Annotated in this window: 13 protein-coding genes and 1 tRNA gene; 10 read left to right on the forward strand and 4 right to left on the reverse strand. The window is 61.4% G+C overall.

Annotation, left to right across the window (positions count from 1 at the left end):
• Nucleotides 1-238: 238 nt before the first annotated feature.
• A complete protein-coding gene (gene hrpA, locus HMPREF2682_RS00455) occupies nucleotides 239-4,723 on the reverse strand; it encodes an ATP-dependent RNA helicase HrpA (RefSeq protein WP_070830485.1) in 4,485 nt (1,494 codons plus the stop codon).
• 284 nt (nucleotides 4,724-5,007) lie between these two features.
• On the opposite strand from hrpA, the gene HMPREF2682_RS00460 reads away from it, so the two are divergent.
• Nucleotides 5,008-5,469: a helix-turn-helix domain-containing protein gene (locus HMPREF2682_RS00460; RefSeq protein ID WP_049354863.1), complete on the forward strand. Its 462-nt coding sequence runs from the start codon at nucleotides 5,008-5,010 to the stop codon at nucleotides 5,467-5,469.
• Between the two features lie 68 nt (nucleotides 5,470-5,537).
• Here the strand turns inward: HMPREF2682_RS00460 and HMPREF2682_RS00465 are convergent, their stop codons facing one another.
• From HMPREF2682_RS00465 to HMPREF2682_RS00475, 3 genes are all read right to left on the reverse strand, one after another.
• On the reverse strand, nucleotides 5,538-6,680 hold the full coding sequence (locus HMPREF2682_RS00465) for an alpha/beta hydrolase (protein WP_070830486.1): 1,143 nt from the start codon (nucleotides 6,678-6,680) through the stop codon (nucleotides 5,538-5,540).
• A gap of 14 nt (nucleotides 6,681-6,694) precedes the next feature.
• Complete coding sequence (locus HMPREF2682_RS00470; RefSeq protein WP_070830488.1) at nucleotides 6,695-7,642, reverse strand: NADP-dependent oxidoreductase; 948 nt, start codon at nucleotides 7,640-7,642, stop codon at nucleotides 6,695-6,697.
• A 229-nt stretch (nucleotides 7,643-7,871) separates the two neighbouring features.
• Nucleotides 7,872-7,945: transfer RNA gene (locus HMPREF2682_RS00475), tRNA-Arg, on the reverse strand.
• A 74-nt stretch (nucleotides 7,946-8,019) separates the two neighbouring features.
• Between HMPREF2682_RS00475 and argS the strand changes: the two genes are divergently transcribed.
• From argS to HMPREF2682_RS00520, 9 genes are all read left to right on the forward strand, one after another.
• Entirely contained in the window at nucleotides 8,020-9,684 is a 1,665-nt protein-coding gene (gene argS, locus HMPREF2682_RS00480; RefSeq protein WP_070629505.1) for an arginine--tRNA ligase, read from the forward strand.
• A gap of 82 nt (nucleotides 9,685-9,766) precedes the next feature.
• Nucleotides 9,767-11,287 carry a diaminopimelate decarboxylase gene (lysA, locus tag HMPREF2682_RS00485; RefSeq protein WP_070830490.1) on the forward strand — a complete coding sequence of 507 codons (1,521 nt, stop codon included), beginning with the start codon at nucleotides 9,767-9,769 and terminating at the stop codon, nucleotides 11,285-11,287.
• Nucleotides 11,288-11,588: 301 nt separating this feature from the next.
• Nucleotides 11,589-12,878 carry a homoserine dehydrogenase gene (locus tag HMPREF2682_RS00490; RefSeq protein ID WP_070830492.1) on the forward strand — a complete coding sequence of 430 codons (1,290 nt, stop codon included), beginning with the start codon at nucleotides 11,589-11,591 and terminating at the stop codon, nucleotides 12,876-12,878.
• 156 nt (nucleotides 12,879-13,034) lie between these two features.
• Entirely contained in the window at nucleotides 13,035-14,135 is a 1,101-nt protein-coding gene (gene thrC, locus HMPREF2682_RS00495; protein WP_070830493.1) for a threonine synthase, read from the forward strand.
• Between the two features lie 122 nt (nucleotides 14,136-14,257).
• Nucleotides 14,258-15,226, forward strand: coding sequence for a homoserine kinase (thrB, locus tag HMPREF2682_RS00500; RefSeq protein WP_070593477.1), 969 nt, complete (start codon nucleotides 14,258-14,260; stop codon nucleotides 15,224-15,226).
• A gap of 511 nt (nucleotides 15,227-15,737) precedes the next feature.
• Nucleotides 15,738-17,891 (forward strand): transcription termination factor Rho, encoded by a 2,154-nt coding sequence (gene rho, locus HMPREF2682_RS00505; RefSeq protein WP_070830495.1) that lies wholly within the window; start codon nucleotides 15,738-15,740, stop codon nucleotides 17,889-17,891.
• A gap of 143 nt (nucleotides 17,892-18,034) precedes the next feature.
• Nucleotides 18,035-19,117, forward strand: a complete 1,083-nt coding sequence (gene prfA, locus HMPREF2682_RS00510) for a peptide chain release factor 1 (protein ID WP_005507792.1) — start codon at nucleotides 18,035-18,037, stop codon at nucleotides 19,115-19,117.
• Nucleotides 19,118-19,283: 166 nt separating this feature from the next.
• On the forward strand, nucleotides 19,284-20,192 hold the full coding sequence (gene prmC / locus HMPREF2682_RS00515) for a peptide chain release factor N(5)-glutamine methyltransferase (RefSeq protein WP_070616547.1): 909 nt from the start codon (nucleotides 19,284-19,286) through the stop codon (nucleotides 20,190-20,192).
• 169 nt (nucleotides 20,193-20,361) lie between these two features.
• A complete protein-coding gene (locus HMPREF2682_RS00520) occupies nucleotides 20,362-21,567 on the forward strand; it encodes an L-threonylcarbamoyladenylate synthase (RefSeq protein ID WP_070830497.1) in 1,206 nt (401 codons plus the stop codon).
• Nucleotides 21,568-21,690: the final 123 nt, after the last annotated feature.

The raw sequence follows: 21,690 nt of genomic DNA on the forward strand, positions 1-21,690 counted from the left end.
CACCCTGAGGGCGCTTCCGGAAAACACGGCTGCACCTGCAACGCAAGCAAAGAGCCCCCACACGAGGTAATCGTGTGGGGGCTCTTTGCCGTTCACAGTGCAAGCTGAGCCGGGAACCTAGCGCGGAAAGGCGGTGTCGTCCGTAGCGACATCAGGGTGCCCGAGCTCTGCGAGGGCGGGTGCCCCTGTAGGAGCGAGGACGAGCACCGCCGTCCGCAACTAAACCGTATTCCCGGAATTAGCGCTTGATGGCGTCCAGCGCCTCACGCTGAGCCTTCGCAATGCGCTTCTCAGACACCGTGTAGGCGGTACCAAGCTCCTGGGCGAAGAAGCTGACGCGCAGCTCCTCAATCATCCAGTTCACGCGGCGGAGCGCATCCGGCACGATGGTGCCTGCCGGTAGCGACTTGACCGCGTTATCGTAGGAGTCTTCCAGGTCCTGCACGGTGAGCATGAGCTGGTTGTCGCGGTGCAGGTTCGGTCCGAGCTTCGTCAGGCGCACCTGGGCGGCCTTGAGGTAGCGCGGGATGTGAACCAGCTGGTCGTAGCCGGTTTTCGCCACGAATCCGGGGTAGACGAGGTTCTCCATCTGTGCCTTTACGTCGGAGACGGCGTGCATGGTCGTCAGCGAGGTTGCCTTTTTGATTGCCTTCTTCAGCGCGGTGGCTTCGGAGAGGATTTCGGCGACGAGCTTGGTGACGTCGAAGACCGTCTCGATGAGTTCGGCACGCACGTGCTCGTAGAGTTCGCTGTATTCGGCGTGCGTGAAGATGGGCGTGTGCGGCACGAGGTGGTCGAGTGCCGCGACGGTGCAGTCGCGAATGAGTTCGTCGATGGAGCCGTGCGGGTTCTGCGTGAAGACGATTTTCTCCTTGTGGGAGAGGTGTTCGCTCACGTAGCGCACGGGCGAGGGCACCTGCAGCTGGAGCAGGCGGATGATGCCGCGGCGCTGCGCGTGGAGCTGTTCGGCTTCGGTGGGGAAGATGCGCAGTCCTACGCTGGTTTCTTCGTCTACGAGGGCGGGGTAGCCGTTGACCGCTTGGGTTGCGATGATGCGCTGTACCTTGCGGGGGATCTCTCCGTTGGGGAAGAGATCGGCGGGGAATTCGGTGAGGCTGCTGATTTCGCGTACTCCGCCGGATGCGTCCGCGTTGGCAGGGGTCCCCGGGTTCTTCGCGCCCTTCTTAGCCGAAGCTGCCGAGCCGCCTGAGCTACTTGAACCGCCCTGTGCTAGCGCCACCATTTTTGCCATGGCCTCGTCGGATGCGCCGAGCGAGTCGGCGAGGGCGCTGCGAATCTCCTTGTGCAGTTGCTGCTGTAGGGCTCGCAGGTCCTTGCCTTCGCCCAGGATCTTGTTGCGGGCGTTGCGCACCTGGAAGCCCATCTTCAGGTGCTCGGGCACGGCGTCCCAGTTGAAGGCTTCGGGCTCGACGACCACGCCGCGCAGGCGGCGTAGTACGAGTGCGAGGGAGGGGATAAGCTCGTCGGTTGCGGGGGAGTAGTCCTCTTCCAGGGCGGCGCAGGCGGCGCGTGCCACGTCGGGTGCGGGCACGAAGTTGCGTCGAATCGCCTTGGGCAGCGACTTGATGAGCGCGGTGACGAGTTCGTGGCGCAGGCCGGGAATCTGCCAGCGGAACGGTTCGGGGCTCAGCTGGTTGAGGAACAGGATGGGAACCTGAACCGCCACGCCGTCGCGTTTTGCGGCGTCGGTGCGGGCGCCTCCCACACCGGCGGTGGGGGCGTATTCGTAGCGCAGGTCGAGGGTGAGTTCGCCGCTGTCGGTGCGCTGCACCCACTGGCGCGGGAATTGGGAGTCGTCGTAGTCGGCGGCCTCCTCGTTGATGAGCTTCTCGGGGTTGAAGTCCAGGTAGTTGTCGTCTTCGAGGCGTGCCTGCTTCCACCACTTGTCGAAGGCGCGCACATCCGTCACGTGGGCGGGGATGCGGGCGTCGTAGAAGGCGAAGAGCACGGAGTCGTCCACGCGCAGGTCGCGGCGGCGCAGGCGTGCCTCAAGCTCTTCGACCTCGGCGAGGGCGCGTTGGTTGCGCAGGTAGAACTTGTGCTGGGTGTGCCACTGGCCTTCGACGAGGGCGGACTGGATGAAGATTTCGCGGGCTGCGGCGGCGTCCACGCGGGCGTACTGCACGGGGCGGTCGGCGTAGATGGTCAGGCCGAAGAGCGTGCCCTTGGCGTAGGCGACGGCCGCGCCGGAGCTGAGGGACCAGTGCGGTTCGGAGTATTGCACGCTGATGAGGTGCTTGCCGACCTCTTCGATCCACTGCGGTTCGATGGCGGCGTTGGTGCGCGCCCACAGGCGGGAGGTTTCGACCAATTCGGCGGAGAGCACCCAGTCGGGGCTCTTTTTGAACAGGCCGGAGCCGGGGAAGATCGCGAACTTGGTGCCGCGTGCGCCGAGGTATTCGCGCGGGCCGCGGGTGCGTCCCTTGGAGTCCTTTTCGCGTTCTTCCTTGACGCCCACGTGCGAGAGCAGGCCGGAGAGCAGGCTCTTGTGGATGTCGACTTCGTGGGCGGAGGCGTTAATGTCGCGTCCGCCGCTGGCGTGAATGTTGGCGGTGCGGCCCATCTCGCGCAGCTGGGCGAAGAGGTCCTGCCATTCGCGGATGCGCAGGTAGTTAATGAACTCGCGGTGGCACATCTTGCGCAGCTGCGAGGAGGACAGCGCCGCCTGCTGCTCGTTGATGTAGTCCCAGAGTAGCAGGAAGGAAGAGAAGTCGGAGGCGTCGTCGACGAAACGGGCGTGCATTGCGTCGGCTTCGGCGCGCACGTCGGCGGGGCGTTCGCGCGGGTCCTGGATGGTCAGGGCGGCGGCAAGCACCATCATTTCCTTGGCGCAGTTGCGGCGGCCACCTTCGATGATCATGCGGGCCAGGCGCGGATCCACGGGGAATGCCGCCATGGCTCGGCCGATGGCGGTGAGGGTTGCGCTATTGCCGCGGCCCTTGCGGGGCTGGCGGGGGCGTTCGGTGAGCGCGCCGAGTTCGCGCAGCAGGTTCACGCCGTCGTTGATGGCGCGGGATGCGGGCGGCTGCACGAACGGGAAGCGCGAAATGTCACCGGGTTCGCGGACCACACCGATGGCGATCATCTGCAGGATGACGGCGGCGAGGTTGGTGCGCAGAATTTCGGGGTCGGTGAACTCGGGGCGCGAGTTGAAGTCTTCCTCGGAGTAGAGGCGGATGGCGATACCGTCGCTGACGCGGCCGCATCGACCGGAACGCTGGTTGGCGCTTGCCTGCGAGATGCGTTCGATGGGCAGGCGCTGAACCTTGGTGCGCGCGGAGTATCGCGAGATGCGGGCGGTGCCGGTGTCGATGACGTACTTGATGCCGGGCACGGTCAGCGAGGTTTCGGCGACGTTCGTGGCGAGCACGATGCGCGGGCGGGAGCCGGGGGAGAACACACGGTGCTGCTCGGCGAGGGAAAGGCGCGCGTACAGGGGCAGCACCTCGTAGTTCAGGCGCGGGGACTTGGCGACCATCGCCTCGATCGCGTCCTTGGCGTCGCGGATTTCGCGTTCGCCGGAGAAGAAGATGAGGATGTCGCCGGGGGCTTCCTTGGAGAGTTCCTTGATGGCGTCGAGGATGCCGTCGGTGGGGTCGTGGTCGTCTTCGATTTCGTCGTCGCTGAGGTAGTCTTCCTCGTCGAGCGGGCGGTAGCGGATTTCCACGGGGTAGGTTCGGCCGGACACCTCAATGATGGGCGGCGCGTCGTCAGGCAGGATTGCTTCGGCAATTTCGCGTTCTTCGTCGCTGAGGTTCTCGTCGACGATTCCCTTACCCGGCACGTAGCTGGGGGAGAAGTGGCGGGCGAAGCGTTCCGGGTCGATGGTCGCGGAGGTGATGATGACCTTCAGGTCCGGGCGCTGCGGCAGGATGCGCTTGAGGTAGCCGAGGATGAAGTCAATGTTCAGGCTGCGTTCGTGCGCCTCGTCAATGATGAGGGTGGAGTAGCGGCGCAGCAGCTTGTCGTTCTGAATTTCGGCGAGCAGAATGCCGTCAGTCATGAGTTTGATGGCGCTGTGTTCGCCGACCTCGGAGGTGAATCGCACCTGGTAGCCGACGGTTTCGCCGATTTTCTGGCCGAGCTCTTCGGCGATGCGTTCGGCCACGGAACGCGCGGCGAGGCGGCGCGGCTGGGTGTGACCGATAAGGCCCTTCTCGCCCAGGCCCAGGTCGAGGCACATTTTGGGGATCTGGGTGGTTTTACCGGAGCCGGTTTCACCCGCGATGATGACGACCTGGTTCTCGCGGATCGCGTTCATGATGTCTTCGCGGCGTTCGCTGACGGGCAGCTCTTCGGGGTAGGTGATGACCTCGGGAATGAGCGGCTCGTAACGGCGCGGTGCCGGGCGGTTCTGCTGCTCGCCCTGGCGGTTACCGTTGGTGCCGCCCTGCTGGTTGCCCTTGCCATCGCCCTGCTTGCGGGCGCGGCCGGTGGCGCCTCCGCGTCGGTTGGAGCGGGAGGCGCTGTTCTTCTGCGCACCCTTCTTCGGGGCGTCGTTTTTTACCGCGTTGTTCTCAGTAGTTTTATCTGCGGTTTTGCCAGCGGCTTTTTCAACGGTCTTTTCGGAGGATCGTACCTTTGCCGCGTGGATTGCGGCTGCCATGCTCGCCATGGTGGGGGCGGTGCGGGGCTTAGCCGAGGAGGGGCGCTGGGACTTGGAAGTATCTGCGTGTTTCTTCGTGGATTTCTGCTCAGACATATCCTATCCAGTGTACTCGCCTTGCCCGCGGTGGGCTTGGGCTGTGCTTTGTTTGTCATATTTGGGTTTGTTCGCGGGTAACCAGAGCGGGCGGTGTTGGAATACCAACCCCGGGTGAGTAGTTAAGCTACAATAAATAGCATCAAATACTATCTAAAAAGCTAATAATTATTCATTTATATTTTAGGTACCGCAGATGCGAATTAACTGCGCGTCTTAGCTTTCTTTCGATAGTTTCGTTCAACTGCTACAGTGGTGAATAACACAGTAACGAAGGAGTGACTATGCCATCACCAAAGACGTACCCGGCAACGCGTGCTGCAGTGTTGGATTGCTGCGAAGACGGACAGCACGAAGAAATTCACCACCGCTGCGAAGAACTCTTCCAAGCCCTCGTTCACGCGAGTCTGCGCACCCACTTCGACCGCCTCAGCGCCGAAGAAACCCTCTACCTGGTCACCGGCGACGGCGAGCGCGTACAGATTTCCCCCGAAATGTACGGACCCCTCACCTCCGTAGCGCGCGCATTCGCCGACCGCAAGGATGTTTGCGTGGTTCGCCAGGACCGCCTCATGACCACGCAGGAGGCGGCAGACTACCTGGGCGTATCCCGCCCGACCGTTGTTCGCCTGCTGGAGCGCGGGGATATTCCGTTCGAGCGCATTAACACGCACCGTCGCGTTGCTTTTGACGACCTCGAACGTTACCGTCTCGAGCACGAATACGTGAACCGCCGCGTTCGCTAAACCCGCATCTGGTCGATTACTTTCTGATCAATCACTCAGACCGGACAGGTTCAGATAGCGCGGTTGAGCTAAACAGCGCGATCGAAGAATAGCAGCATCTGCTGAACAATGTCGGGGCTAAAACAGCGCGAATCTCCGTGTTCGGCATCCGGAACCAGCACCAAATCGGTAGGCACCTGCCGCGTGCGCAGCGCCTGATACACCCGCACCGATTGCTGGTACGGCACACACGAATCACTAATACCGTGCACGAGCATGAGAGGAGTGGCACCGCCGCTCACTCCCGGTGCACAGGCACTTTCGATCTTATTCACTCGTTTCTGGGGGCGTACCGCATCAATGGGATGCGCACGCTCCCAGTTCTTTTTGGCGCGCTCGAGAGCTACACCCGGAACCGCTCGCTCACCCTTGGCGGCGTCGATAGTAGACACATTTGCGGGGACAGGGTGGGTGCTTCCCAACAGCCGCCATTCCGCTCCGTCATCCTCGGGATGGTCGAGGGCATAGCCAGCCAGAGGACGATCGGTGAAGATAGTCCTCAAATCGCTGACCCCGTAAAAAGACGCCCCCGCCGCCACCTGCGAACTATGGGACGGGTAGGCGCTCGCCGCCCTGCCTTCAAAGTATTCGTCGTGCTTGGGTGCGTTCGCAGAATCCCCAAATACAGAGTTACCGGCGGCGGAATCTCCCGTGTGCGCAACCAGCATGCTCAGGTGCCCGCCCGCGCTTCCACCCGCTACTGCGATGCGCTGCGGGTCAATGCCGAACTCGTGCGCGTTGGCGCGGAAGAAACGCACTGCCTCCTTCACATCGTGCAGGGCACCGGGGAAGAGCGCCTGATGCGAATACCGGTAGTTGATGGAGGCGACCGCCCAGCCTGCCTGCTGGAAAGCGGTGCGCATGAGCGCCTGGGTATTGGGTTGCTCCCCGGCGGGGGTACGCAGGATAGTGTATCGTAGTGCCTGGTTGGTGCCGAAGCGCCAGGCGCCGCCGTGAACCCACACCAGCAGCGGCGCGGGGGAAGACGCATCCGCGGTCGCGGGGAAGAAGTCGTAGGCGAACGCCTCTCGAGTTACCGGCGACTGTGCACCGTAGTCGGGTAGTGAGTGGGCATCGTAAAAGTCCGCCTCGCGGTAAAAACCGGAGCGGTACTCGGTACTCTCAATGTTCGGCGCGCTCTCAGCGTTCGGCGTGCTCTCAGAAGTCTGCATGAATCAGCACCTCGTTAGGGAACCAGCACGATCTTGCCGCGGGTGCGACCCGTCGCCACCAGGGCATGAGCCTGCGCAGCCTGCGAAAAATCAAGCACCTGATCCACGTATACCTTCAACAGGCCCAAGGACATGAGGCGGGCAATCTCCTGCATCTGCGTGCGGTCCGGGTGAACCGTCAGCCACTGCGCCTCGAAGCCGCGCTCACGCGCAACATCCAGCGGGTCGGGGCTGGTCAGGGTGACAATGCGACCGCCGGGAACCAGCACCTCCAGCGAATCGAGGAAAGTCTGCTGGCCGGTGGAATTGAGTACCACGTCCATGGTCTGGCCCAGTACGGCGCGGAAATCCTCGGTGCGGTAATCAATAGGCTGGGCACCCAACGAGCGCACAAACTCGTGGTTCGCGGCGGAGGCGGTCGCAAAAACCTGAGCGCCAGCCTGCGCCGCCAACTGAACGGCGAGGTGGCCGACGCCTCCGGCACCGGCGTGAATGAGCACGCGCTCGCCTTCCTTCAATCGCGCCACTTCGAAGAGCGCCTGGTATGCGGTCAGCGCCGCCAGGGGAGCGCCACCCAATTGCGCGCAGGGAACATCGGCGGGCACCTTCACCAGCTGATGCGCCGGGGCGAGAACATACTCGGCGTAAGCACCGGCGGGGGAGGGAAAAGCAACAAGACCAAATACGCCTTCGCCCACCTTAAAACCCGTGTAGTCGCCGGCGGTAGCAACCACGGTGCCGGCAACATCCCAGCCGGGCACGAAGGGCTTGTACGACGGATCTGCCAGCTGAGCGGCGGGCCCCAGACCCTTGCGAGTGGTTAGGTCAATCGGGTTGACACCGGCGGCAACCGTCTTGATGAGCACGTGACCGCGCACCGGCGAGGGGATAGGTACGTTTGCTTTGTGCAGAACGCTTTCGTCGCCCCATTCGGTGAGCTGAATCTGGCGCATGGTGGTCATCGGGTTACCTCCGCTGTTGTGGCTTGAAGCCGTGCTGATGTGACGGGTGTGCGCGTTTTCCCATTCTCTCAAGGCTGTTAGCGTTGCCACAACAGGCAGGCGGGTAGTGTCCACCCTCTGAAGTTGAAGAGGGAGCTGCCCAGCATGGCCGCTAAATAAAAAGGAGCCGATACCCGAACAATACGCCTCGGATATCGGCTCCCGTGTTCCCTCTCGAATAAGAACATCGTGCCCCTGAAAGGATTCGAACCTTCGACCCCCAGTACCGGAAACTGGTGCTCTAATCCGCTGAGCTACAGAGGCAACCCACCTATGGTATCAGATATGCGCTAGATAAACGGTCAGGCACCCGCCAATGCTTGCTAGAATAGTTTGTTATGACTCCTGAAGAACTCTCTGAAGCCATTGCGCTTGCCCTTGAAGAAACCATTTCCTCCGGCCAGCTGACCCTCGTGGAGGGCGCTGAACTGCCCGCCGTCCGAGTAGAGCGCCCCAAGTCCCGCGAACACGGCGACTGGGCAACCAACGTCGCTCTGCAGCTCGCCAAGAAGGTGGGCAAGAACCCGCGTGAGGCAGCAGCTCTTCTGGCAGAGAAGATTAGCGCCATCCCCGGTGTTGCATCCGTAGATATTGCTGGCCCCGGCTTCCTGAACATCACCCTGGACGCCGCAGCTGCCGGTGAGCTTGCCGCCACCATCGTTGAGGCTGGTGAAGCATACGGCCGCAGCGACAAGTTCGCCGGCAAGACCATCAACCTTGAGTTCGTCTCCGCGAACCCCACCGGCCCCATCCACCTGGGTGGCACCCGCTGGGCTGCCGTCGGTGATGCGCTCGCCCGCGTCCTTGAGGCTGAGGGCGCTAACGTCGTGCGTGAATACTACTTCAACGACCACGGTACCCAGATTGACCGTTTCGTGCGCTCCCTGATTGCCGCTGCTCGCGGTGAGGAGACCCCCGAGGACGGCTACGCTGGCGCGTACATTGTTGACATTAAGGACCAGATCCTGGCTCAGCGCCCCGACGCGCTTGAGGCTGAGAACCCCGAAGAGATTTTCCGCGAAATCGGTACTCACCTGATGTTCGATCAGATCAAGGAGTCCCTGGCGGCATTCGGTACTCACTTCGACGTGTTCTTCCACGAGAACTCCGTGTTCGAAGGCGGCAAGGTGGACGCCCTGCTCGACGCTATGCGCGAGAACGGTCAGCTCTTCGAGGCTGACGGCGCATGGTGGATGCGCACCACCGACTACGGCGACGACAAGGACCGCGTGGTCATTAAGTCTGACGGTAACCACGCCTACGTGGCGGGCGATATCGCCTACTACCAGGACAAGATGACCCGCGCCGAGAACCCCGCAGACGTGGCGATTTACATGCTCGGTGCTGACCACAACGGCTACGTGGGCCGTCTGAAGGCTATCGCCCAGATTCTTGGCTACCGCGCCGACCAGATTGAGGTCATGATTGGTCAGCTGGTGAACCTGGTCAAGGACGGCAAGCCCGTCCGCATGTCCAAGCGTGCCGGCACCGTGGTCACCCTCGAGGACCTGGTCGAGGCTGTTGGCGTTGACGCGGCTCGCTACGAGCTGACCCGCTACTCGGTGGACACCCCCATCGATATTGACCTGGGCCTGCTGACTTCCAAGAGCAACGAGAACCCGGTCTACTACGTGCAGTACGCTCACGCACGTACCGCCGCTGTGGCACGTAACGCTGCGGAGGCTGGCGTGAAGGTTGAGGACGGCGTGGACACCTCCCTGCTCGACTCGGCTGCTGACGGTGAGCTGCTGGCTGTACTCGGCCAGTTCCCCGCCGCTGTGCGTGATGCCGCGAAGTTCTACGAGCCGCACCGCGTGAACCGCTACCTGGAGCAGCTCGCTTCGGCGTACCACAGCTGGTACGGTGTCTCCCGCGTCGCCCCCAAGGCTGATGAAGAGGTCACCGACCTGCACCGTACCCGCCTGCTACTGAATAACGCAGCACAGCAGGTGCTGGCTAACGGCCTGAACCTGCTGGGTGTGAGCGCACCCGAGCGCATGTAATACTCTCATTTCAACCCCCGACCCGGTGCTACCGGGGCGGGGGTTGAACGTATGCCGGCAAGATAGCTAAGAAAGAGACACGATGAGCGAAGCCCGCGCCCTCTACGCCCCCGAATGGCTCACCTACCCCGAGCACCCCGAAGCCCTGTCCCGCACCATCTGGACTGATTCCTTCACCCGCAATGAGCAGGGCGAGCTCTGCATTGATGGCGTGACCGTCAGCGACCTGGTTGATGAGCACGAAACCCCGCAGTACGTCTTCTCCGAGACGACCTTCCGTACCCGCGCCCGCGCCTACCGCACCGCTTTTGAGCAGGCTTTCGCCGCGCACGGTGCGAAGGTAAGCGTCTACTACGCCGGTAAGTCGTTCCTGTCCACTGCCGTGGCGCGCTGGGCGACCGAGGAGGGCCTGTGCCTGGATACCGCCTCCGGTGGTGAGTTGGCATTGGCTCTGCGCGCACAGGTGCCGGGTGCGAACATCGCCCTGCACGGTAACAACAAGTCGGAGGCTGAGATTGCCCGGGCGATCCGTAACGGCCTGGGCCGCGTGGTGGCTGACTCGGTGGATGAGCTCAAGCTCATTGAGCGCGTGTACGCCGAGCTTGCCGCCGAGCGTGTGGCGGAGGGCGAGGAACCCTACGCCCCGGTTCCGGTGCTGATTCGCATCACCCCCGGCGTGCATGCCTCGACCCACGAGTCCATTGCGACCGCGCACGAGGATCAGAAGTTCGGCATGTCCCTGCAGCCGGGCACCGCCGCGCTCGCCGGCCTGGAAGAGGAGGAGCTGGAGCACTGGGGTGTTGAGGCTACCGATTCTTACGCGGCGCTGGCTGCCGCGATTCTGAATGCGACCGATTCCCTGGATTTCCGCGGTATTCACTGCCATATTGGTTCGCAGATTTTTGAGGCGGAGGGCTTCGAGCAGGCGGCTACTACCGCCCTGGAGTTCATGAACCGCCTCAACCGTGACCTGGGTGTGACCCTGCCGGAGCTGGACCTGGGCGGCGGTTACGGCATCGGCTACACCGAGGCGGACCGCCCCCGCTCCATTACCGAGGTGACCGAGTCGATTGCGGCTTCCGTTGCGGCGACCTGCGAGCGCCTGGGCATGGAGATTCCGCATATGTCGTTCGAGCCGGGCCGTTCCATTTCCGGTCCTTCGGGCGCGACCCTGTACACGGTGGGCACCATCAAGAACGTGAGCATTGAGGACGAGAACGGCGAGATTCGCGTGCGCCGCTACGTTTCGGTGGATGGCGGTATGAGCGATAACGCCCGCCCGGTGCTGTACGAATCGGACTATTCGGTGACCCTGGCGAATCGTGCCCCGGCGGGGGAGCAGGTGCTCTCTCGCGTGGTGGGTAAGCACTGCGAGTCCGGCGATGTGGTGGTGCGCTACTGCTACCTGCCCGCTGACCTGCAGGCTGGCGATATTCTGGCGGTTCCTGCGACCGGCGCGTACTGCTACGTGCTGGGGTCGAACTACAACTTCCTGACCCGCCCGCCGGTGATTGCGACCGCTGAGGGTCGTCCCTCCCGCGTGATGATTCGCCGTCAGCGCGAGGAGGATATGCTGGCGCTGGATATGGGTTCGGATATCTAAGAACCCTGTCTGACATCATGAAAAGCCGTGAAGTTCCCGTTTCTACAATGCGTGCCGTGAGGTGGCGGTTGCGGGCGGGGCTTCACGGTTTTGCGCGTTCACAACATGACAGAAGATAAGGTTCACCTCATAACTGTGAGGGATACCTCATCTCAGAGAGTAAAAGTCGCAGCTTGAGGCTGCTGAGCCGTCCCCGCCTCTTGATAAAGTGGTTGTTGAGTGCGTGCTCTGCGCCGCATCCACACCGTAGCCCGAAGAGATACCGGGGCGAACCCGGAACAGACCGTAGAAAGAGACTATCGTGGCTGAAAAGATCAAAGTAGCACTGCTTGGTGCCGGTAATGTCGGTTCCCAGGCTGCTCGCATCCTGGTCGAGGATAACGCCGTCCTTGAAAAGCGCATTGGCGCCCCCGTGGAGTTGATCGGTATTGCTGTGCGCGATACTAATGCATCCCGCCACTGGAATGCGGACCCCTCGCTGTACACCACCGACGCTGAATCCCTGATTGATGCGGCGGATGTGGTCATCGAGCTGACCGGCGGTATTGAGCCGGCTCGCACTCGCATTCTGCGTGCTCTGAATGCTGGTAAGTCCGTGGTCTCCGGTAACAAGGCTCTGCTGGCTAAGCACGGTGTGGAGCTGCAGGCTGCCGCTGATGAGTCCGGCGCTCAGCTCTCTTACGAGGCTGCTGTTGCGGGTGCTATCCCGATTCTGCGCCCCCTGCGTGATTCCCTGGCTGGTGACCGTGTGACCCGCGTTCTGGGCATCATGAACGGCACCACCAACTACATTCTTGACCAGATGGACACCACCGGCGCATCCTTCGCGGACGCACTGGCTGAGGCTCAGAAGCTGGGCTACGCGGAGGCTGACCCGACCGCTGACGTTGAGGGCCACGATGCCGCGTCGAAGGCTGCGATTGTTGCTTCGCTGGCGTTCCACTCTGACTTCACCATCGATGATGTGCACACTGAAGGCATTACCTCCATCACCGCTGATGATGTTGCGGCTGCGGATGCTGATGGTTACGTCATCAAGCTGCTGGCTATCTGTGAGCGTGAGGGTGAGAACGGCGCGAACATTCGTGTGAACCCGACCCTGATTCCGCGTCAGCACCCGCTGGCTGGTGTGCACGGTGCGTTCAACGCTGTGTTCGTTGAGGCGGAGAACGCTGGCGAGCTGATGTTCTACGGTCCCGGTGCGGGTGGCGCTCCGACTGCTTCGGCTGTTCTGGGTGACTTTGTGTCTTTGGCTCGTCGCCTGGTGCTGGGCGGTCCCGGTGTTCCGGAGACTTCTCACGCTCAGTTGCACGCAACTAGCCTGGACAACGTGATTTCTCGCTACTCGGTGGGTGTTCTGGTGGAGGACCGTCTGGGCGTTCTGGCGAATATTACCCGTATCCTTGCCGAGCACGGTATTTCGGTGGATTCGCTGCGCCAGTCCACCCCGAAGGAGGGCGCGGCTCAGATTCGTATGGTGACTCACTCGGCGAAGGATTCTGATCTGCGCCGTGCGATTGCTGTGATTGATGCTCTGGACACTGTGCGTGAGGTGAACTCGGTCATCCGCGTGGAGTCTGAGAAGCACTAGGCGCTTAGCGCTAACTGACGTGCGGCACGCGCCGCTCACTAAACGTGCGATGCTCGCGTGTAGAAGCATCGCTCACGAACGAACCCGCGTACCCGCTACCGCGCCGAACCTACGGAAGGTTCGGCGGGCGGGGCGCCAAGATTGAAGGAGAAGCCAATGGCACACGTGTGGCAGGGCGTTATCAATGAGTACCGTGACCGTCTGCCTTTCGCAGACGATGTGAAGGCTGTGACCCTGGGCGAGGGCGGTACCCCGCTGATTCACGCGCCGGCACTGTCTGCTGAGACCGGTAACACCGTTTACCTGAAGTTTGAGGGTATGAACCCGACCGGTTCGTTCAAGGACCGCGGCATGACCAGTGCGATGACCGCCGCTAAGCGTGACGGTGCGAAGGCTGTTGTGTGTGCTTCGACCGGTAACACTTCCGCTTCGGCTGCTGCGTACGCTCTGCAGGCTGGTATGCGCTGTGCAGTGCTGGTTCCGGACGGCAAGATTTCTATGGGTAAGCTGTCTCAGGCTATCGCTCACGGTGCTGACATCATTCAGATTGACGGCAACTTCGATAACTGCCTGGAGATTGCTCGCAAGCTCAGCGAGAATTACCCGGTGTTCCTGGTGAACTCGGTCAACCCTTACCGTATTGAGGGCCAGAAGACCGGTTCGTTTGAGGTTGTTGATACCCTGGGTGACGCTCCCGATTATCACCTGCTGCCGGTTGGCAACGCGGGTAACATCACCGCGTACTGGAAGGGCTACAAGGAGTACTCGGAGCCTTACACCAACCGTGACGGTAAGGTGCTGGAGCCGGTTGCGACCAAGCGTCCGATTATGTGGGGCTTCCAGGCTGCTGGTGCTGCACCAATCGTTGCTGGTCACCCGATTGAGGCTCCTGAGACCATTGCGACCGCGATCCGTATTGGTAACCCCGCGTCGTGGGAGAAGGCTGAAGTTGCTCGTGACGAGTCCGGCGGCGTGATTGAGGCTGTCACCGATGAGGAGATTCTGGAGGCGCACCGCTGGCTGTCCGCCCGCGAGGGTGTCTTCGTGGAGCCGGCTTCGGCTGCCGGTGTTGCGGGTCTGCTGAAGAAGCACCGCGCCGGTGAAGCTCCCGAGGGTAAGACCATCGTCATCACCGTGACCGGTCACGGTCTGAAGGACCCGCAGTGGGCTCTGCAGGCTGTGAACGGCGTGAAGGTTGAGCCGACTAAGGCTCCCTTCGACGTGGTTGCTGTGGCAGATATTCTCGATTTGCACTAGCCTATTCATACTACGTTGTGCACTCCGTCCCGATTTTTCGGGGCGGGGTGCACCTGCATGACAGCCCTTTTTGTATCTTTCACCTATTCACTCATTACGTCACCGATCGCGAGGTTCTTCTCATGTCTTCCCTGCATATTTCTGATATTCCGGTGGGCGCGTCCGTTAAGGTTCGCGTTCCCGCTACGAGCGCTAACCTGGGTCCCGGCTATGACAGCATGGGTTTGGGTCTTGGCTTCTATGATGAGCTGGTTGTTGAGCGTATTGAATCCGGCCTGGAGTTTGAGCTCAGCGGTGAGGGTAGCGCGGATGTTCCTCGCGACGAGAGCCACCTGGTTTTGCAGGCGATGAAGGCTGGTTTCGCGGCGGCTGGTTTGGATGAACTGCCCCCGGTGAAGCTGATTGCTGATAATAAGATTCCGCATTCTCGCGGTATGGGTTCTTCGGCGTCGGCTATTGTGGCGGGTGTGGCTGCGGCGAGCGGTCTGCTGCCGGAGGAGCACCGTCTGAGCCGTGAGCAGATGCTGCAGGTCGCCTCCGATATGGAGGGCCACCCGGATAACGTGGCTCCGGCGATTTACGGCAACCTGTCGGTGTCCTGGGGTGAGATGGGCAACTGGAAGACCTTGATTATTCCGGTGCATCCTGATGTTCACCCTGTGGTGGCTGTGCCCGATTATGAGGTGTCGACGAAGCTTGCTCGTTCGCTGATTCCTGAGGAGATGCCCCACGTTGAGGCGGTGGCGAACTCCGCTCGTGCGGCGTTGCTGGTGCGCACTCTCTCTGATGCTCCCGAGTACCTGATGGATGCGACCGTGGATTACCTGCATCAGGGGTACCGCGTGACCGCGATGGAGCCGTCGGCTGCGCTGGTTGCGTACCTGCGCGGTCAGGGTTTTGCGGCGGTGATTTCTGGTGCTGGCCCGACCGTTTTGATCTTTGCGCGCGGCGATGAGCAGGTGCGACAGGTTCAGGACGCTATTGCCGAGTTTGAGGCGACCCACCCTAGTAGCGTTATTGCGGATCGCCGCCTGAACTGGCGGGTTCTTCCCCTTGAAATTGACACTGAAGGTGTTATAGTTACTCAGTAGGACGTTATTAGTTCGTCCTACGTTGAGGTTCGCCCGTCGTTCAATGTAGACCGTCGATACTATCCTTCGTAACGTACTTCCGTTTCCCCTGATGCCTCAGATGCTTTTTGTGTCTGAGCGGGAACCGGCAAGGTTCGGGGGAGTGCCTTTGGGATTCACGTCTTCTTTATTTCTGACGCATAGGGAAGACTTTTCTGAGGGTTCGGTTTCGCGGCGGGTGCCCTTTCAAAGTGACCAATCCATCCTCTTCATCTCGCGTAGATGGTTTGTATAGATGATGGTTTGGGCTTGCCCACATTTGTGATAGAGCGCCTTATCTTCCGTATGTGCTCGCTGTGTCTGAATCAGCGGGTACGGTAAGAGACGCGAACCGCCTCCAGCGCGGTTCGAGGGAGTCGAAGGTGCAGACTGCTGTTTTCTTTCGGCAGTGTCTAAACCTTTGACCGCGCTATAGCGCCCGCCCGATCTTTATTCTGAAGATTTTCAGGGCTTATAACCAAAGGAATTGTAGTTGGCAAAGAATATTGTTGTCACCGATGAGTACGGTACGGCAGCTGCCGCACCGGAACTTGCAAACTTGAAGGTCGCGCAGCTGCGTGTCCTCGCCCAGCAGCTTGGCATCCGCGGCTATCTGAAGTTGAAGAAGGCTGAGCTGGTTCAGGCTCTTGAGGAGCATCAGCGTGGTGGCGCCGTAGCCGCTCCTGCTGAGCCCAAGGCTGAGACTCCCGCTGAGTCTGCCCAGACCCCCGCTACTGAGAAGGCTGAGGAGTCTAAGCCTCGCCGTACCCGTCGTACTCGCACCCAGAAGGATGCTGAGGCGAAGGCGGAGAAGGCTGAGAAGACCGAAAACGCTGAGTCTGCTGAGGCTCCCGCCGAGGGCGCTGAGAAGGCTGAAAAGTCTGAGAAGCGTACCCGCTCTTCCCGTTACGAGACTCCCGCTCAGAAGCGTGCGCGCGCTCGCCGTGCCGCTGAGGGTGAGGACGCATCGGCTGAGCAGTCCGAGAAGACTGAGAATAACGAGAAGCCGGAGAAGCGTACCCGCCGCACCCGCACCCGTAAGGACGAGAAGCCCGCTGAGCTTCCTCCGCTGGATGTGCGCGCTGAGCTGGCTGCTGAGCGTATTGGCGAGCGTGCGGAGCAGGTTGACCTGCCCGGTAACTCTGCTGAGCTGAAGGCTACTACCGCTGACGGCACCGCGAGCCTGGACAGCCTGAACGCTGCCCTGGACATGACTTTTGGCACCCCCGACGGTGAGAAGAGCTCGAAGCGTACCCGCACCCGTGAGCGTCGCCGCGATCAGGATGGTGAGCGTACCGAGCGTCGCACTAAGCGTGATCGTCAGGCTGAGCGTGCAGAGCGCAACACTGAGCGTAGTGAACGTGCCGAGCGTAAGGCTGCTGAGCGTGCAGAACGCGCAGAGCGTGCCGAGCGTACTGAGCGCCGTTCTAAGCGTGACCGTCAGGCTGAGCGTGCTGAGAAGCAGGCTCGCCGCCGCGAGGAGAACGAGCCTCGCCTGAGCGAAGACGATGTGCTGGCACCGATTTCGGGTGTTCTGGACATTCTCGACAACTACGCTTTCGTGCGTACCACCGGCTACCTGCCCGGCACCAACGACGTGTACGTCTCCCTGGCTCAGGTGAAGAAGTACAACCTGCGTAAGGGTGACCACGTGCTCGGCGCGATTCGTGTGCCGCGTGAGGGTGAGTCGAACAGCCGCCAGCGTTTCAACGCCCTGGTCCAGGTTGAGGCGATTAACGGTCAGAGTGTTGAGGAAGCAGCGAACCGCCGCGTGTTCTCGAAGCTGACTCCGCTGTACCCCAAGGAGCGTCTGCGCCTGGAGACCACCCCGAAGAAGCTGGGCACCCGCGTGGTGGACCTGGTGTCCCCGATCGGTAAGGGTCAGCGTGGTCTGATTGTGTCCCCGCCGAAGGCGGGTAAGACCCTCATGCTGCAGTCCATTGCGAACGCGATTACTGTGAACAACCCGGACGTGTACCTGATGATGGTCCTGGTGGATGAGCGTCCTGAAGAAGTGACCGATATGCAGCGCACCGTCAAGGGTGAGGTTATTGCCTCGACCTTCGACCGTCCCGCTGAGGATCACACCACTGTGGCTGAGTTGGCTATTGAGCGTGCGAAGCGTATGGTGGAGCTCGGCTACGATGTGGTCGTGCTGCTGGACTCCATGACCCGCCTGGGCCGCGCATACAACCTGGCGGCTCCCGCATCCGGTCGTATCCTGTCCGGTGGTGTGGATTCTGCTGCACTGTACCCGCCGAAGAAGTTCTTCGGTGCTGCCCGCAACATTGAAGAGGGCGGCTCGCTGACCATTCTGGCTACCGCGCTGGTTGAGACCGGTTCGAAGATGGATGAAGTGATCTTCGAAGAGTTCAAGGGCACCGGTAACATGGAGCTGCGCCTGTCCCGTCAGCTGGCGGATAAGCGTATCTTCCCGGCGGTTGATATTAATGCTTCTGGTACTCGCCGCGAGGAGAACCTGCTCTCCCCGGATGAGATCAAGATTATGTGGGGTCTGCGCCGTGCCCTGGCGGGTATGGAACCCGAGCAGGCTCTGGGTGTTCTGACCAACCAGCTGCGTAAGACTGAAAGCAACGTGGAGTTCCTTCTGACGGTTCAGAAGAACGGTCTGCGTCTGGTCGACTAAGGCTCGTATCTCACGCGCCCCACCTCCTCATTGTGGGTGGGGCGCGTGAGCCGTTCGTTTTGTGCATCCCCGTTGTGAGGGGTGTGAGATGTCTAGTGCCTGCCCGTGCGGCGTAAAGTGCGGGAGATGGAAGAGAGAACAGAATGTTTGAATCTATTCAGGTTCTGCTGGATGAGCACGCTGACCTGCAGAATCAGCTGGCTGACCCCGCCGTGCAGGCGAATCAGGGTAAGGCACGCCGTGTGGGCCGCCGCTACGCGGAGCTGACCGGTATTGTGACTGCATACAATAAGTACACTTCGCTGAAGGATGACCTTGAGGCTGCTCGCGAGATGGCTGATGAGGATCCGGATTTCGCGGCGGAGATTCCCGGTCTGGAGGAGGAGCTGGAGGTTGCTCAGGAGAAGCTGCGCCGCCTGCTGATTCCGCGTGACCCGGATGATGGCCGTAACGTCATTCTTGAGGTGAAGGCTGGTGCCGGTGGTGACGAGGCGGCTCTGTTTGCTGGTGACCTGCTGCGCATGTACATGCGTTACGCCGAGCACAAGGGCTGGAAGACTGAGATTATTTCTTCGACCAGCACTGACGTGGGCGGTTATAAGGATGCCCAGATTGCTATTAAGGGCTCCTCGAATGAGCCGGCTGAGGGCGTGTGGGCGCACCTGAAGTACGAGGGCGGCGTGCACCGCGTGCAGCGCGTTCCGGCGACCGAGTCTCAGGGCCGTATCCACACCTCCGCTGCTGGTGTTCTGGTGTTCCCTGAGGTGGATGAGCCCGAGGAAATCGAGATTAACCAGAACGACCTGAAGATTGACGTGTACCGCTCTTCGGGCCCCGGTGGTCAGTCGGTGAACACCACCGACTCGGCGGTGCGTATTACCCACCTGCCCACCGGTATTGTCGTGGCGATGCAGAATGAGAAGTCTCAGCTGCAGAACCGTGAAGCTGCGATGCGCGTTCTGCGTGCGCGCCTGTTGGCTCACCAGCAGGAGCAGATTGACGCTGAGAACGCGGCACACCGTGCTTCGCAGGTGCGTACCATGGACCGTTCGGAGCGTATCCGTACGTACAACTTCCCGGAGAACCGCATTGCGGATCACCGTACCGGCTACAAGGCGTACAACCTGGATGCTGTGCTGAATGGTGACCTGGAGCCTGTGGTTCAGTCCGCTATTGAGATGGATGAGGCGCACCGCCTCGCTCAGGTGGGCCAGGAACAGAAGTAACCCTGTACAGAAGTAGTTCTGTGCAGACGTAGGTTCTGTACAGGCTCTTGCCGATTCGCTGAATCGACGTGAGATGTTGGTGAGGGGCTCGCCGCTGCGGCGGTGGAGCCCCTTAGTCATATGCTGTGACAGGTTTTGAGCTGTTGAGAGAGCGTAAGGAGAGCTCATGAAGGTGAATGTGCACGACCCGCGCGGGGAAGAACTCGCACAGGTACTCACGCGCGCCACCGCGGCACTGGCGCAGGTGCCCAGCCCCCGCGTCGACGCCGAGCTACTCGCAGCGCACCTGCTCTACGACGGCTCACGCTCACGCCTACAGCACGCGGCGCTCATGGGGGAACGGCTCACCCCTGAACAAGTCGCAGAGTACGAGGCGCTGGTCGCCCGCCGCGTCCGCCGCGAACCGCTGCAGCACATTACTGGCTCCGCTCCCTTCTACCGCCTAGAACTGGCAGTCGGACCGGGCGTGTTCGTACCCCGCCCAGAGACCGAGCTCCTCGCCGAAGAAGCCCTCAAAGTGCTGGCCGCACGCACCGAGTCGGCAACCGGTCAGCTGCGCATCGTCGACCTGTGCACCGGCTCCGGGGCTATCGCCGCGGCAATCAAGAGCGAACTGCCGAACGCCCAGGTGTTCGCGGTGGAACTCTCCGAAGACGCCATCCCCTACACCCGCAAGAACCTGGAGCCGCTCGGCGTGCACCTGGTTCAGGGGGACGCCCTCACCGCCCTGCCCGAACTTGCCGGAACCTTCGACGCGGTGCTCTCGAACCCTCCGTACATTCCGCCGGCGAACGTACCCGCCGACCCGGAAGCCGCCCTGCACGACCCGGACATGGCACTGTACGGCGGGGGAGAGGACGGCATGCAGATGCCCTCCGCGATTGCCGCCCGCGCCTTCGAGCTTCTTACCCCCGGCGGCCTGTTCATCATGGAGCACGACGACACCCAGGAAGAAGCCGTCGCCGAGCTGTTGGCGCGTGTCGGCTTCGAGGGCTGCTACCCGGTGCGTGACCTGAATAATCGTCCGCGTCATAGCGTCGGTTATAAACCGCGCCCACTAGAGCCTTTAGACTAGTAGATGCACCACCTAGCCCGTGCCGGGCTGCGTGAAGGCAACGCGTCCGCCTCCTCAGCCAGCTCAGAGCTGGTGAAATATGGTGAACCTCCGGAAGAGTGCTTCCACATGGCGCGTTGTGGGTGCCGGTGTCTCGCCGCATCCAGAAAAACATGAGAGAATAAGACCCGTGACTGCAAAGCTGTACCCCGTAACGACTGAAACTGAGACCCGCGAGGCCATCGAAGCTGCCCGCGAGGCGCTGAAGGCGCACGACACGATTGTGATGCCCACCGATACCGTCTACGGTATTGCCGCCGATGCTTTCTCGCATCAGGGCGTTGCCAAGCTGCTGGCAGATAAGGGCCGCGACCGCACCATGCCGCCGCCCGTGCTGATCTTTGATCTTGCTGCGCTCGCTGGCGTGGTCGACGACGTTCCGGACGATATTTACGATCTGGGTGGTCGATTCTGGCCCGGCGCGCTGACTATCATTCTTCACGCGTACCCGTCGCTGAGCTGGGATTTGGGTGAGACCCGCGGTACTGTTGCCGTGCGTGTTCCCGATGATGAGTTCGCCCTGAAGTTGCTGACTGAGCACGGTCCGCTGGCGGTTTCGAGCGCGAATAAGACCGGTCAGGAAGCCGCACTGGACGCACAGACCGCCATGGATTCCCTGGGCGAGGACGTTGCCGTGGTGATTGACGGTGGCGCTCGTCCTAAGCCGCTTGAGTCTGAGCCGAATGAGGACGGCGTGGTTGTGGTTACTGAGCGTGACCCGGCACCGTCCACGATTCTGGATTGCACCTCCTTCCCCTACGTGGTGGTTCGTGAGGGCGCGATTTCGGTGGAGGAGCTGCGCGAGGTCGTTCCGACCATTCTGACTCGTGCGGAGGCTGACGAACAGGCGGCTCGTAAGGTTGAGGAGGCCGAGGCTGCTTCTTCCGCGTCGTCTGAGTCGACTCCTTCTGAGCGTGCTCTGGATGAGCAGGCTGACCTGGATGAGGCGTACGAGCAGTGGGACAGCACCCACACTGTGAGCGGTGAGCCTGCTCGTCGCGCTTCGGCACCAGTTGCCGGTTCTGTCGCTGCGTCCCTGCTGGGCGCTACTTCGGCTCTGTCTTCTGCTTTCAGCACTGGCGTGGATCAGGAGCGTTCGCGCGGCTACCGTGACAACACTCCGAAGCCGGTTCGTGCGGATGAGCCGCAGACTCACCCGGTTCCTGCTGATACTGCTCGCGCGCTGGTCTTTGGCGCGTCGAAGATTGAGACTGCCGCTAAGGATGAGGCTAAGTCGGCAGAAACTAAGACTGAGGCTACCAAGACTGAAGCTGAGGCAAAGGCCGAATCTGAGGCAAAGACCGAGCAGAAGGATGCCCCGGAGGATCACCTCTAAACCTCTGCGCGCTATAGAGCTCAGCGCATAAGATTTCGGGGCATAAGATCTCGGACCATAAAAACGTATAGGGAACCCCCGATATATCGTTCAGATATATCGGGGGTTCCCTTGCGTTATGAT

Source organism: Rothia sp. HMSC061D12, assembly GCF_001836735.1.
GTDB lineage: Bacteria > Actinomycetota > Actinomycetes > Actinomycetales > Micrococcaceae > Rothia.

What these genes read in the sequence shown, in the direction of transcription:
- hrpA (WP_070830485.1), bottom strand. Translation starts at nt 4,723, where the DNA reads ATGTCTGAGCAGAAATCCACGAAGAAACACGCAGATACTTCCAAGTCC.
- HMPREF2682_RS00460 (WP_049354863.1), top strand. Translation starts at nt 5,008, where the DNA reads ATGCCATCACCAAAGACGTACCCGGCAACGCGTGCTGCAGTGTTGGAT.
- HMPREF2682_RS00465 (WP_070830486.1), bottom strand. Translation starts at nt 6,680, where the DNA reads ATGCAGACTTCTGAGAGCACGCCGAACGCTGAGAGCGCGCCGAACATT.
- HMPREF2682_RS00470 (WP_070830488.1), bottom strand. Translation starts at nt 7,642, where the DNA reads ATGACCACCATGCGCCAGATTCAGCTCACCGAATGGGGCGACGAAAGC.
- argS (WP_070629505.1), top strand. Translation starts at nt 8,020, where the DNA reads ATGACTCCTGAAGAACTCTCTGAAGCCATTGCGCTTGCCCTTGAAGAA.
- lysA (WP_070830490.1), top strand. Translation starts at nt 9,767, where the DNA reads ATGAGCGAAGCCCGCGCCCTCTACGCCCCCGAATGGCTCACCTACCCC.
- thrC (WP_070830493.1), top strand. Translation starts at nt 13,035, where the DNA reads ATGGCACACGTGTGGCAGGGCGTTATCAATGAGTACCGTGACCGTCTG.
- thrB (WP_070593477.1), top strand. Translation starts at nt 14,258, where the DNA reads ATGTCTTCCCTGCATATTTCTGATATTCCGGTGGGCGCGTCCGTTAAG.
- prfA (WP_005507792.1), top strand. Translation starts at nt 18,035, where the DNA reads ATGTTTGAATCTATTCAGGTTCTGCTGGATGAGCACGCTGACCTGCAG.
- prmC (WP_070616547.1), top strand. Translation starts at nt 19,284, where the DNA reads ATGAAGGTGAATGTGCACGACCCGCGCGGGGAAGAACTCGCACAGGTA.